This is a genomic window from Polycladospora coralii (assembly GCF_014773435.2).
GTDB classification, from domain to species: domain Bacteria; phylum Bacillota; class Bacilli; order Thermoactinomycetales; family Thermoactinomycetaceae; genus Polycladospora; species Polycladospora coralii.
This window is the reverse complement of record NZ_JACXAG020000004.1, coordinates 267,618-281,748: the sequence shown is the minus strand read 5'-3', so window position 1 is coordinate 281,748 and position 14,131 is coordinate 267,618. Positions and strand designations below refer to the sequence as shown.

The window sequence follows — 14,131 nt, the reverse complement described above, 5'->3', positions numbered from 1 at the left end:
TAGATGATATAGAAACCTGTGGTACAAATGGTCTCTACAAACTTCAGTTCGTCATTTAGTCACAAAAAAGAGCCGAACGCCCTCAGGAAATAGGTGCCGGCTTGGACGCGAGTTCAGCATACACTTGGTTTAAATCTTTGGCTACACGTTGCCAAGAGAAGTTTTCGACTGCAATGCGCCTCGATTCTTCTCCTTTTTTAGAGAGTGAAATGGCGTGATTGAGCCAATCATCTAGTTTGTATGTTAACTCTTTTACAATATTATCGGTCGTCAACAACTCACCATTAATACCATTTTGAATGACCTCTTGAATTCCACCTGATTGTGTGGTTAGAATTGGTAATCCACAAGCCATCGCTTCTACATTTACTAATCCAAATGGTTCATTTCCAGGTGAAGGATTTACAAACATATCTGCCATTTGATAAATTTCGGGCATATAATCATGGGGTTGATAGGGTAAGAAACAAATCTGATTTCCTAACTTCCGTGCTAAACTTTTTACTTTTTGCACATATTTTGTATGCACATTTCTACCATAGTAACTACTCCCTGCAATTAATAGGATCGCATTTGGATGATGTTTAGCTATCCGCGAAAAAGCTTCAATTAAGTAATGTACACCTTTTTTAGGAATCATGCGTCCTGTAAATAAAATAACGGTCTGGCCATTTATGCCTAGTTTTTTACGATTTAATATTCTTTTTGCGCATGTATTTGGTTCAGAAGGCGGACAAAATTTCTGAATATCCACCCCTAGCCAAACAAATGTAACCTTAGAAGCAATCTCAGGAAACTCGTTTGCCAGTAGGTCTTTCATAAATTGACTATTTGTAATAATGTGATCATATCGTAGTAAGGCTTCTTTTACTTGATTTTTAGGTGCGTATGGCGGTTTGATATAATTATCAGAATGGAGGAACAATATTTTTTTGGTAGTCAATAGGGCGTCTTTCACTTCGTTAATCCACAAAGGGCGATTTTCAATTTGTAGCAGGGAAGGCTGTAAAGATTGTAGATGACGAACAACCGCCTTTTGATAGCCTTCTTTGCCATGATGTATCGGTTGAAACGCATACACACCATTTATATTCTGAATATTCTTTCCGTATAGACAGACAGATCGATACTGACTTAATTTGTCAGCTACTGCTCTGGCAACCGTTTCAACTGAACTCCCTTTTTTTCCATCTAGCGGTAAAGAACCCGGGGTTAAAATCGCAATCGTATCATTTTTTACTTGATTTGTTTTTAGTAAATAAGCCGCATAAGCCATTGGCGTTGCAAATGTCTTTCGCCAACTTTCCATCTCTTTCGCTAAATAAAAGGTAATGCGCAAATCTCTACCATTTACTTCAATAATCCAGATACGACCGTTTTGATCAATGGCTATATCAAACCCTAAGTCTGCTAAGCCTGGATATTTCTCAGATAAATAGGATGCCGCTTTTAGTACAACTTTTTCAATCTCCTGCTCGATTTTCTCCGTATTCTCAAAACCTGCTGCTTTTAGCGTTGCTCTTGCCACATCCAATTTTCCACCTACTGCTAAATTCGTCGCAACCGCCTTTGAACGTCCTATTTTCGCTACCATTCCAGATGTGGACCATTTACCTTCCCCATTTTTTTGAACGGAAACACGTAGGTCAAAGGGTCGATCAGACAGGCTTGATAGCCATATGGTTTGCTGGACCAACAAATTTTCATGCTTCATCAAATGTCTGATCCAATCACGCCACTTTGATTTCGATATACGTATACGGCCGCCTTTTGAATCATATACACGTATGACATCTTGATTATGATGCAAGCTTCGAACACCTATCCCTAAACTCATATCACGCGGTTTCAAATAAATCGAGTTATGATTGGCCATCATTGATTCGAAATTTTTCAGATTTAAAATCTTTGTTTCTGGCAAATGCGCTACTATTTCTGGATGAGAACTCAGTTGATGGTAGACCGTCCATTTGTCGAGTCGATTATTCTGATTAAAAAGTTGCACCTCTGGTATAGCTTGTAAGATCTTAAACTTTTCTAGTGTGGCAACTGGCTTTATCCGATTATGAATCACAGCAGGTAATGGGATACATGTTTGATCATAGACTCCACTATCCGTGCGGCGATAAGCATAAACTTTACGCTTTTCCAACATGAGATGATCCATCGTAAAAAAAACCGCATCTAATCCATTTTCTCTTGCATATTGATCATATAAGTCTAGTGGATCGTAGGGAGAATCTCCTTGTAAACAAGCTCGGAATATACGACGACTAATCAGTATACCTACGGTTTGAGACAAAGGAATTCCCTCCTTTCATACCTAATTGTATGCACATCATAGACATTTGTAATCGGATAATCGTCTATTTTACATAAAAACAGACAGGAATGTTATCCCTGTCTATTCTTGATTGACCCAGTTGTAAAATAAAAAATTGCTATTTTTCTTTTGAGAAGCCTCATCATCTCGATAAAGCATACCTTTTTGACGAAATTTACGGGAATATTCTACAGCTTCTTCCGGCGTGCGCACTTGATTTTTTTGCCACTCTAACAAAATGCGATCGATATATCGAAAATTTACTTTACCCGAAAATACAGCTTCCCTCAATGCACTTTCAATTAACTCAAGGGAATGCCCATCATCATCAACCCAGCTGCTGAGTCGTTCATATTCCATCGGGGATAAAGTTCGACCTAATTCACGTTCAAACATGATAAAGATACGTTTATATTCTTCTTGCTGAGAGGAAGTAGCTTGTTCTTCATTTTGTATCACAAAAGAAGAAACAAGTTGTTGCATCAATGGTCTGACTGAATATCGTTCACATCTCACACCCGACTCATTAATCTCTTCTTCTATCGATAAATATCCACCTTGCACTAATTGCTGTAGACCATTTACGATTTGAGTAGCAGATAAGCTCATCCGCTTTTCCAATTCACTTACAGTAGGAAAAGGCTTGCTCTCTTTTTCTTGAAAATGAAGGATCTGTATGATTAAGCATACTTTTTCTTCTGTAAGACCTATATTTTTATACTCTGTAAGTAGTAACACTGGCAGTGAAAGTGAACCTTGTTCCAGCAGGTGAACCATTGCATTTTGTATTGATGCTTTTCCACTCATGGGATCACTCACCTCTCGTTCTCCCTCGTATCATGTATGATACGATACCATTTTAGGGGTACATACGGTTTAGCATACGCGGGAATGGAATGGTTTCACGCACATGCTCTAAGCCACAAATCCAAGCTACCGCACGTTCTAACCCAATCCCGAACCCGGAATGTGGTACTGTTCCGTATTTTCTTAGCTCTAAATACCATTGATAAGCTTCGCGTGGTAAATCATGCGCTTCATACCGTTCTTCTAATAAGATCGGATCATCGATTCGCTGGCTCGATCCGATGATTTCTCCATATCCTTCTGGTGCAATTAAGTCAGCACTTAAACAAACTTCTGGCCTGTTTGGATCTGGTTTCATATAAAAAGATTTTAATTCAGTTGGAAAATGCGTGATAAAAACGGGTTTTTCATAACTATTTGCGATTAAAGTTTCATGCGGTGAGCCGAAGTCATCTCCCCATTTAAATTCAGGAAACCCTTCTTTTTGCAAGAAAGCTACCGCTTCGTCATAAGTAATTCGTGGAAATGGCCCTTCAATATTTTCTAGCTTAGTCAAATCACGCCCTAATATTGCTAATTCTTGCTTGCAGTTCGTAATTACTTGCTTTACTACTGCGGTCAGCATTTGCTCTTGAATTTCTAAATTTTCCTCGTGCTCAACAAAAGCCATCTCCGGTTCGATCATCCAAAATTCAATGAGATGACGGCGTGTCTTCGATTTTTCGGCTCTGAAGGTAGGGCCAAATGAGTATACTTTGTTCATCGCCATCGCTGCTGCTTCCATATATAATTGCCCACTTTGCGACAAATAAGCATCCTCGTCAAAATACTTCGTGTGAAATAAATCTGTTGTTCCTTCGCAGGAAGATGGTGTTAATACAGGAGGATCGATCAAACTAAACCCATTGGTGTCTAAGTAGTTTTGAATGGCTCGGATTACTTCAGCTCGGATTGTTAGTACAGCATGTTGTTTGCGCGAACGAATCCAGAGATGTCGATGATCCATCAAAAACTCAATACCATGTTCTTTATTCGAAATCGGATAATCATCAGCGATTTGAATCACTTCAAGCTTTGTTACATCTAACTCATAGCCTGTCGCCGAGCGCTCATCAGAACGCACCGTACCCCAAACGTACACTGAACTCTCTTGTGTCAAACGCTTGGCATCTTCCCATATCTCTGGTGCAACTTGCTTTTTTACCAATACACCTTGGATAAAGCCAGTTCCGTCTCGTAATTGTAAAAATTGAATTTTCCCGCTCGATCGCTTATTATATAACCAACCACCTATTTTTACTTCTTGTCCAACATGTTTTGCTATATCACGTATCGTCGTCAGCACGTATGTATCCTCCACTTCTATATTCAATCAGTTAAGCTTCATTATACAACTCTATAAATTCATCAGTCAATGAAGCGAACGGAAAGGACATGCGAATATGAAAGTACGAATATTTATTCCTTTTATACTTGGTGTACTATTGGCAATTGGAGGTTGTAGCTTTCAATCCGCTTCCCAGTTTGCCACAGAGCCGGTTGAGCAAACAAATCCGACTCCACCACCCCCTCCTCCACCTAAAAAAGTTCGCATTACTGCGTTCGGTGATGTCATGATGCATACACCACAGATACGAGCAGGAAAACAAGCTGAGGGACAATATCAATTCGATTCTTTTTTTCAAGAAGTAAAACCTATCCTAAGTTCTGCAGATGTAACCATAGGTAATTTTGAAACTGTACTTGCAGGAAGCCAAAAAGGCTATCATGGATATCCGCTGTTTAATGCCCCTGATGCACTAGCAGATTCACTTCATCATGCGGGTGTCGATCTGGTCTCTACTGCAAATAACCACGCCTTAGACCAAGGCACAAACGGTCTCATTCGAACCTATCAAACACTGACACAGAAACAACTTTTACCAGTTGGAACTGCGCCTACATCTGCAGAGCGAAAACCGACCTTCGTTGAAAAAAATGGTGTTAAAATGGCATTTCTAGCTTATACACAATCGACAAATGGTTTGCCTATTCCAACAGATAAGCCTTATCTAGTAAACAAAATTGATTTTAATCAGATTGAGCAAGATATCCAAACTGTACGTACAGAAGGAGTCGATGCAATATTCGTTTCTCTCCACTTCGGTGATGAGTACCTACGGCAACCAAACAAGTATCAAGAAGATACGGCTATGAAGATTTTAGATCTCGGTGCTGATGTTATATTGGGGAGTCACCCCCATGTCGTCCAACCCATCAAAGAAGTCGAAGTAAATGGGAAAAAGAAATTAATTGTGTATTCAATGGGAAATTTCATCTCCAATCAAACGAAGACTTATACGGATGAAGGCATTATTGTGATGATTGACCTGTTAAAAGAGCATGATGAAACCAAAATTGAGGCAGTCTCTTATCTACCTACCTATGTCCATCAATTTTATCAAAATGGGAAAAAGAATTACGTGATTTTGCCACTTGATTCGAAAGATGTTCATCCTTCATTACAATACCCTGGCATTAATCAAGCAAAATGGACGAGCGCACGACAACATACCGTTTCACAAATGAACCAAGCGATACCTGTGTTCTCATCCACCCCATAAGCTTGCTCAGATTGTTAAGAAACCCAGCTTTAAACACCGGGTTTCTTTTTTACATAAACAGAAAGGAGTCAACTTGTTGCATCCTTGAGTAAACTTAGAATTGGAAAATCATTTTATAGGATCTATGATACAGAAAGATGCAAAAAAACGCTCTTATCACCATAGATCATGCTTTTTTCAGTTTCGAAACCCGTGATTAATATATGTTTTACAAGATTATTTCTTCCTCACTTGAAAAGGTCGCATCATATCATTATCTTCATGATCTAAAATGTGGCAATGCCATACATAACCAGGTCCAAATGAAGGATTGAATTGAAAAAAATTCTTACCCGGCTTTGTCTTGCTAACGGGGATATCCTGCGGTGCAAAACGAAGCCGAAAGCGTGTTACTTCACCAGGATTAACACGAATTGTATCCTTCCAACCTTGTTCATTTAAATCTGGTTTTCGCAATTTTCCTTGTAAAAAAGAGTCTACAGATAAAGGGGTAGGCGGCTTGTCTAATGGGGGACTACCATTAATTTTGATCCATGCTTTTAAATAGGCGTCACTTTTAAATTTTTGGCGACTAATTAAGTGAAACTGTATGAGGTGGATATGGATCGGATGTGTTGCTTTGGTTGGATTTGCAAAGATCCAATCTACAGTAGATCCTACTATCGGAAATTCTGTTACCTCATCCTCAAACCTTTGTCCATTTAACAATAATTGTAATGCGCCATTATCTCCTTGTACGACATTTAGAACAAACATTTTAGGGGGTACATCAGGGATAAGTTTGGGGATGGTGTTTAGTTTTGATGGAAGCTTTGGAAACTTAAACGCCTTTGAACCTCGAACGGTGAACTGCATCACTTTCCCTGTCGTATTGGGATTAGGAGGTTGACCGCCAGGAAAAGGGGCAATGGCATCGTTCGTAAATATGAGCTTTGTTCCTGCATCAAATTTTGAGAAATCAACTAAAATATCTGCTCGTTCAGCAGGGGCTAACAAAAGCTCTTTTAATTTCACAGCTGAACGAAGAAATCCTCCATCTGACCCGATCTGATGAAAAGCATATTCTTTCTTATTTTTTTTATTCTGTAGTTTCAAATTGTAAAAACGAGAGTTTGATCCATTCAGTATTCTAATGCGGTATAGCCGTCGTTCAACATTCAAATTAGGCCATACTCCTCCATTAACCAAAATGGTGTCCCCAATGAAATCTGGATCCCAGTATGGATGCACATTCGAATTGATTCCTATATTGGTGAAAAATAATGAAGCATCTTTATTAAAAGTGCGATCTTGGATGACCATAGGAATTTCAAATTTACCTTGTGGTAGTAGAGGTTCTATTTTGTTTTTAGGATCGCGTATTAAATAAAATCCTGCTAATCCAGAAGCCGTATTTAGGCGTGTAATGCCAAGCGTATGATCATGATACCAAAGTGTAGTAGGTTGCTGTGAATTTAGATAGGTATAGCGAGATGTGAAAAATGCTGCTCCTTTTTGTTTCTCTCGATGGGTAAACCAGGCCTCAGGATGACCATCAAAATCGGATCTTGTTTCACCACCATGCATGTGAACCACACTTGGAATTGGAAATTGTGCTTGAGCATACCCTGGTGGGAACGCTTTAAATGGGGGGGTGGGGGGCGGAAAACCGTTAGGATTTGCCCAGTGCAGGGTGGGATCGACTGGAAATAGATGCTTATTCTTCAAATTATTGATCCATTGTACCTGAATCGATATATGGCGTGTTGCTTCAAATGTTGGCCCAGGTGAGCTACGAAAGATACGAGACCTCTTTGAAATCGGATCTTTGATTAACCCTTCAAATCCATGGACAGTGGTTTTAGGAAATCCTGGAGGTAAGACTTGCTGCTTAAATTCACACATCTTCACTGTATATTTGTGGACGATCTTATCTTTATGCTTATGAATGGTTGGTTTGTATACAGGAGGAATAAATAATTGATTCACAAATTGGGGAATTTTTTTTGGGTTTAAGCGACTTGTCAATGTTAACATCTCTCCCCTTAATGATAAAGATTTATTTTGTTTTACGAGTGCATTATATGATTTAAAATGGAGATTGTGTGAGCACATATTATTGAGATTGTTCGGGAGTAATCCATAACTGTGAACGACCCACTCTCTTTGTTAGCATTAAAATTTCATAAATTATGAAATTTTAATGCTAACAATTAAGAAAGTCAAAACAGCAAAAAAGCATACCCTGTTGGGTATGCTTTTTTGCTGTTTTGTTTAATATAAAGACATATACTGGTCACGTTCCCATGCATGCACTTGTGTGCGGAACATATCCCACTCTATTTCCTTTGCTTCAACAAAGTGAGCTAAGGCATGTTCACCCAGTGCGTTTACGATCACTTCGTCTTTTTGTAATTCTCGAATCGCTTCAGATAAGTTTGAAGGAAGACTTTCAATGCCAGCTTCTTCTCTTTCAACTTCATCCATGACATAAATGTTGCGATCTGTCTCTTTAGCGAGCGATAGCTTGTTTTTAATGCCATCCAGTCCAGCTGCTAACATGACAGCTAGTGCTAAGTATGGATTTGCAGATGGGTCTGGAGAACGTACTTCTACACGCGTACTTAAACCGCGAGAAGCAGGTACACGAACCAATGGGCTACGATTTTTAGGTGACCAAGCAACATAGCAAGGCGCTTCAAATCCAGGAACCAAGCGTTTGTATGAGTTAACAAGCGGGTTCGTGATCGCTGTAAACGCACGAGCATGTTTTAATAATCCCGCCAAATAGTGCCGAGCAATTTCACTCAAACCTAGTTCATCCGTTTCATCATAAAACGCATTTTCAGAACCTCGGAAAAGGGATTGGTGACAATGCATGCCCGAACCATTCACACCAAATAAGGGTTTCGGCATAAAGGTAGCATGTAATCCGTGGCGACGTGCAATATTTTTAACGACCACTTTAAAGGTTTGGATATTATCTGCTGTATATAAAGCATCACCATACTTAAAGTCAATTTCATGTTGCCCTGGTGCTACCTCATGGTGTGAAGCTTCAACCTCAAAGCCCATTTTATCTAGTGTCAATACAATGTCCCGACGACAATTTTCACCCAAGTCAAGTGGAGCTAGGTCAAAATAACCACCTTTGTCGTTTAGGTCGAGTGAAGGCTCCCCACGTTCATCGGTTTTGAATAAGAAAAATTCCGGCTCAGGTCCAACATTAAAATTAGTAAATCCAAGCTCTTCAGCTTCTTTTAATACGCGACGTAGGATACCACGTGGATCTCCAGCAAAAGGAGTGCCATCTGGGTTATAAACATCACAATTAATGCTCGCAACTTTTCCTTCGCCGCCTTCAGATTGCCACGGATAAATAAGCCATGTATTTAAGTCAGGGTAGAGATACATATCTGATTCTTCAATACGGACAAACCCTTCAATGGAAGATCCATCAAACATACATTTATTATCTAATGCTTTTGGTAACTGACTTAAAGGAATCTCTACATTTTTAATCGTGCCCAATAAGTCTGTAAACTGCAAACGAATATATTCTACGTTTTGTTCTTCTGCCATATGGAGAATTTCTTCTTTGGTGTACTTAGTTGCCATAAAATCTTTCTCCCTTCAAATTAGAACATTCATTTTTTATAAGTAACTAAAAAGTGCGTACTAGTGACGAAAAAAACGGGAAAGCTCACCATGGGTCAAATGCGTTCTTCCCGGGCGTTCAGGATGAATGAGTTGCCGCTTCAACATACGCCGCAATTCCTTCTCCGACATCTCCTGCTTCGTCCGTTCTTCCTGCTGCACCACTTTTAGTTCCTGCTGTGATTGTTGTAGCATTTCTTTGACACCGGCAATATTAATGCCTTTTTCCATCCATGACTTAATTTGGAGCAGTGTATCCACATCATTAAATGAAAACAATCGCTGATTTCCGTCTGTTCGAGCTGGCTTAATCAATTCTTGCTGCTCATAATAGCGAATTTGACGTGGTGTTAACTCTGTCAGTTTAGTCACAATGCCAATAGGAAATAAAGGCATACTTCGTCTGATCTCATCTCTCATGATGAAACCTCCCTTCACAGGGGAATCAATCTAATCTGTATACTTCACATTGTATCTATGTAAGGAAACTTTGTCAAGGCATGTAAAGAAAAATAACATGATAAGGCTGTTTTTAAATATGCATATCCGCATTTTCTAACACACCTCCAATCACTCCATGCGTATGATAGAATTAACAAATCGGATTGGAGGAATTCGCTTATCAGTCAAATAATCTCACTATGTCGTACACTTGGTGTTATTTTGAAAGGGACCAGCACGATCGATACCAGAGGATGTACAGTGAATGCAGAACGCACTTTTCCTCTTACCATCCAAGGCGTTGCAACAAACGCATTCACTGCAAAAGGTGTTAGTTTCGACTTCCAAGATTTTGATCAAAAAGGTCGTACCCTATGTCTTGGTTTGATCAATCTACTAGAAACTGAGTTAACACCATTCATAAGGGCATTAACCTCTAACAAGAACATTCTAATTGCTTCAACTCCGCAGTTTTTTCTAGCTAGTAATCCTCAAGTTACCACCCTCAGTATTGTAGCGATCGAAAATCCCATCACTTTTGCTTTGGATGTAGCTCGAGCATTCAAAAAATTAAATATCGTAACGAGACCGGTCACATCAGACCGAAGCAATTCAACATGTAGGGCTATTGCACATACGATATCCCCCTTAGCATTCCCTAATATAATCAATCATATCTGTACTCCCCTGATTATCAGACAAAAAAGATTGAGTAAAACACTGGGGCGCTCAAGTGCGAGTCTAAATAATCTCGAGTTTTCGTTTACACCTATACCCAATTCAAAACAAACATTATGTTTAAGTAGACTCTGGTTATATCAAAATGAAGTAAATCGTGTAGTAAGCAGAATCAAACGACTAAACCTAACTTTAGGCTCAGTTGCAGTAAGTCTCCCCTTTACACACCCTAAGTCTTATTATGTTAATTTCCAATCTATAGAGAATCCTTTTGTTTTTGCACGCAAGAGCGCGATCATCATACAAGGAATCGCTTAAAAAACTGCATTCCAGTTACTTGATTCCTACTATAACCATTTGCTCATCATCTAACTTACATCTCTGTTATTGGCTTGATAAATAAAGTGAACAGTCACCATTATTCCAGCTATCGCAAGGGGAATATAGAGGATTGGCTTTGTACCATAGATCATCCTTTCATTGGGGGCATTAATCGGCAAATGGATTAAAAATGCCAATAGGGTAGAAGTGATCCATGTCGTTTTTACCGATTTATGAATCATTCCAAAAAACAATGGAATAAAACCGATCGCAACAGTGCCTAGTCCTTGTATCATTATTTCTAAAATGAGATGAACGGATAATAACGAAGTGATGGGTTCATAAATCATTGCGTCAAAAGTATTCATAGTCATAAAGCCTATAAAAGAGACCACAGTTGTACATGAGAAGAACGTAAAAGCTAATAAACCGATTAAAAGGATTTTTGAAAGAAGCAACTTCCAACGCGGGTACGGATACTGAAATAAGATCAATATGGTTTTGTTTTTATACTCGTTCAGAATGATTCCCACAAGTAGCACAGCTTCAAAAATCGTGGTACCGAATTTTGAAGCTGTTATGATCCATTCATATACAAAACGATAGCTTGGAAAAATGGGGTACATGAGCTTCATATCTGCAGGATTAATGGCGTGCAATAATAGCCATATGCAACTCACAATTATCATATTTAACAAGCCAAATCCAAGCAGGTACATCTTCCAATCCGTCTTGACCATATCCATTTTCATCCATTGAATCAATGCTTCTCACTTCCTTTATTGCAATTTAATATGTACCGCTCTAAAGGATGTTGATTCTGCGTTATTTCGTGAATTTGGATATGATGGGTAACTAACTGATTCACAATTTCGTGTACGGGAAGTGGAGATTTAAAAATGCGAATTTGCCCACTATGAAGGACTTGGAAATGTTGTATGTGGAGCTTTTTTTCAAGCAAATAAGCTGTTTTATGATCATCATCGGTAGTTAAATCGATATATGCTAAACTCTTCGCTTTAATTTGCTCCATCGCTTCTTCCTTTATCAATTTTCCATCATGAATCACACCCACTGTATCGGTTATCTGTTCCAGGTCCTCCAAATGATGACTCGATATGATGACCGTCGTCCCATATTGATGATTGATATTACGGATCACTTGGCGAAGCTCTTTTTTCTCAATCGGATCCAAACCTTTCATCGGTTCATCTAGAATTAATAATTCAGGTTTCATAACGATCGCTCTGATGATCCCTAATTTTTGTTTTAATCCAAATGAATAGGATCGAACTGGATTGTGCTCCATTCCTTGTAAATCAAATAACGCTAAGGCGTCTATGATCTGGAGGTGATCATAGATTCCCAGGTACGCACCATGTATCATTAAGTTTTCAAATCCAGTTCGATGTTCATAAAATATCGGACTTTCAATCACACTTCCCATCTTCTCTAAATATAAGTAAGCATTTTTATCAATCCTTTCACCAAACAGCTCAATCTCCCCGCTCGTAGGCTTCCAAAGCCCGGTCAGTAATTTTAGTAGCGATGTGATTCCTGCTTTATTTTGACCAATGAGGCTATGTATTTCTCCACGTTTCACATGAAGATTCACAGCAGACAGGATGGCTTTTTTTTTATCACTTTACTAAGATTATGTGTCTGTACAATATAAGACATCAATTCATCCCCTCTCTCTCCCACATTCGTTTTAGCTTTACAGTAATCGTTGTTCGCTCAAAAGGTAAGCTAACGATTTGTACATCCCCCTGCATCTTTCCAAGCAGTCGCTTGACGATATGAAGCCCTAACCCACTTCCTTGTTTCTGATTCCCTTCCATTCTAATAGATCTTTCAAAAACGAGATCTTGATAAGATTCAGGAATCCCCCTGCCTCGGTCCCAGATATCGATATAGACAAATTGCGTATCCGCACGCAGTGACATTCCGATAACGTTTCCTTCGTAACCATATCGAATGGCATTTGCGATCAAGTTACCCAAAGCGCGGTTAAGAGCTTCTTCATTCCCTAATCCATATAGAGGTTGATCGAGTAACTCTAGTTCCACGGCTAATCCTTCGGCTTCTATCTGCTGATAGAAGGAAAGCACATTTCTCTTGCAAATCTCTGACACGTTTAGTTTCTCTAGCTGAATATCTTCATCATCCGATTCCAAACGTACCCATTCAAACAAACGGTTGATGAGATGCACAATCTCTTCTGCTTTATAATGAACCAATTGAATTCCCTTCATCTTTTCAGTTTCATCCATAGACGGTTGATATAAGATAGACTCTACAAGCCCCAATACAACTGTGAGCGGTGTCCGTAAATCATGCGATATATTCGTTAGCATTTTCTTCATGGCCATTTCTTTTTGTTTAAACGAAATGGATGCTTCACTTGAACGATGGAGCACACGATTCAACGCAATGAGGAGCTCTTTCAGAGCAGGATCATTTGTCGTATGGGATAAGATCGGAGTAGGATGTTCTATAATACTTTGTAGCTTCTTCGCGATTGTGCGTAACTCTCTTGCATGGCGTACTTTGGCATAAAAGATATACCCGATTAACATGGCAATAAGAGCAATAAGTATATGTTCAATCCGATTCACTTCCCCATCTGTAACCAATTCCCCAGATCGTTTTCACATATTTCGGACGAGATGGGTTGTCCTCAATCTTTTCTCGTAACCTACTGATGTGTACATTGATGACGTTTGCATCTTCATAATAATCTTCCTTCCATACGCGCTGGTAAATCTCTTCTTTTGTAAAAATTTTATTTCCATTCATTGCTAATAAATATAAGATTTTAAATTCTTTGAGCGTCAATTGGATTGTCTGATCCTTTTTAAGCACAGAATACGTATCCGGTAAAATAGAGAGAGCTCCTATTTGTATCGAATTAACGCTCATTTCCTTTTGATAAGAAGCGCGGCGAATAAGTGCTTTCACCCGCGCTAAGAGTTCAGTCATCGAGAACGGTTTCGCCAAATAATCATCTGCTCCAAAGCCAAGTCCTAGCGCTTTATCTATGTCAGATCCTTTCGCTGAAAGAATAATAATCGGAACCAAACTCTGCATGCGAATCGCTTTTAAACAGGTTATGCCATCCATCTTTGGAAGCATCAAGTCCAAGACCAATAGCGTAAAAGAATCCTTTTTCAGGATTTCAATGGCAGTTTCTCCATCATAAGCACAAACAAGCGTATAACCTTCCTTTGTTAAAAATCTCTCTATCATATTGCTAATATCTAGGTCATCTTCTATGAGTAAAATGCGTTGCCGCATACGCTTCTCCTTCCTGTTCAGTCTC

General features: G+C 39.1%; 12 protein-coding genes. 2 read left to right on the top strand and 10 right to left on the bottom strand.

Annotation, left to right across the window (positions count from 1 at the left end):
- Nucleotides 1–82 precede the first annotated feature (82 nt).
- The 3 genes from IC619_RS11045 to asnS all read right to left on the bottom strand — a co-directional run bounded on the left by IC619_RS11045 (nt 83) and on the right by asnS (nt 4,475).
- A complete protein-coding gene (locus tag IC619_RS11045) occupies nt 83–2,302 on the bottom strand; it encodes a YheC/YheD family protein (protein WP_191139708.1) in 2,220 nt (739 codons plus the stop codon).
- A 102-nt stretch (nt 2,303–2,404) separates the two neighbouring features.
- Nucleotides 2,405–3,142, bottom strand: a complete 738-nt coding sequence (locus tag IC619_RS17230; RefSeq protein WP_191139709.1) for a DnaD domain protein — start codon at nt 3,140–3,142, stop codon at nt 2,405–2,407.
- Nucleotides 3,143–3,182: 40 nt separating this feature from the next.
- Nucleotides 3,183–4,475, bottom strand: a complete 1,293-nt coding sequence (asnS, locus tag IC619_RS11035) for an asparagine--tRNA ligase (RefSeq protein ID WP_347239789.1) — start codon at nt 4,473–4,475, stop codon at nt 3,183–3,185.
- A gap of 97 nt (nt 4,476–4,572) precedes the next feature.
- Between asnS and IC619_RS11030 the strand changes: the two genes are divergently transcribed.
- Nucleotides 4,573–5,733, top strand: coding sequence for a CapA family protein (locus IC619_RS11030; RefSeq protein ID WP_191139710.1), 1,161 nt, complete (start codon nt 4,573–4,575; stop codon nt 5,731–5,733).
- 216 nt (nt 5,734–5,949) lie between these two features.
- Here IC619_RS11030 and IC619_RS11025 read toward each other — a convergent pair whose 3' ends face one another.
- The 3 genes from IC619_RS11025 to IC619_RS11015 all read right to left on the bottom strand — a co-directional run bounded on the left by IC619_RS11025 (nt 5,950) and on the right by IC619_RS11015 (nt 9,789).
- Nucleotides 5,950–7,749: a multicopper oxidase family protein gene (locus tag IC619_RS11025; protein WP_213260891.1), complete on the bottom strand. Its 1,800-nt coding sequence runs from the start codon at nt 7,747–7,749 to the stop codon at nt 5,950–5,952.
- A gap of 237 nt (nt 7,750–7,986) precedes the next feature.
- A complete protein-coding gene (glnA, locus tag IC619_RS11020) occupies nt 7,987–9,330 on the bottom strand; it encodes a type I glutamate--ammonia ligase (RefSeq protein ID WP_191139711.1) in 1,344 nt (447 codons plus the stop codon).
- Between the two features lie 60 nt (nt 9,331–9,390).
- Complete coding sequence (locus tag IC619_RS11015; RefSeq protein ID WP_191139712.1) at nt 9,391–9,789, bottom strand: MerR family transcriptional regulator; 399 nt, start codon at nt 9,787–9,789, stop codon at nt 9,391–9,393.
- 243 nt (nt 9,790–10,032) lie between these two features.
- Between IC619_RS11015 and IC619_RS11010 the strand changes: the two genes are divergently transcribed.
- Nucleotides 10,033–10,806, top strand: a complete 774-nt coding sequence (locus IC619_RS11010) for a DUF1259 domain-containing protein (protein WP_191139713.1) — start codon at nt 10,033–10,035, stop codon at nt 10,804–10,806.
- A 50-nt stretch (nt 10,807–10,856) separates the two neighbouring features.
- Here IC619_RS11010 and IC619_RS11005 read toward each other — a convergent pair whose 3' ends face one another.
- The 4 genes from IC619_RS11005 to IC619_RS10990 form a co-directional block, all read right to left on the bottom strand.
- Complete coding sequence (locus tag IC619_RS11005; RefSeq protein ID WP_191139714.1) at nt 10,857–11,573, bottom strand: hypothetical protein; 717 nt, start codon at nt 11,571–11,573, stop codon at nt 10,857–10,859.
- Complete coding sequence (locus IC619_RS11000) at nt 11,570–12,424, bottom strand: ABC transporter ATP-binding protein (RefSeq protein WP_347239788.1); 855 nt, start codon at nt 12,422–12,424, stop codon at nt 11,570–11,572. The genes IC619_RS11005 and IC619_RS11000 overlap by 4 nt, the downstream gene beginning before the upstream one ends.
- Before the next feature lie 64 nt (nt 12,425–12,488).
- Nucleotides 12,489–13,445 (bottom strand): sensor histidine kinase, encoded by a 957-nt coding sequence (locus tag IC619_RS10995; RefSeq protein WP_191139716.1) that lies wholly within the window; start codon nt 13,443–13,445, stop codon nt 12,489–12,491.
- Complete coding sequence (locus tag IC619_RS10990; protein WP_191139717.1) at nt 13,414–14,106, bottom strand: response regulator transcription factor; 693 nt, start codon at nt 14,104–14,106, stop codon at nt 13,414–13,416. Before IC619_RS10990 ends, IC619_RS10995 begins: the two co-directional genes overlap by 32 nt.
- Between the last annotated feature and the right edge of the window lie 25 nt (nt 14,107–14,131).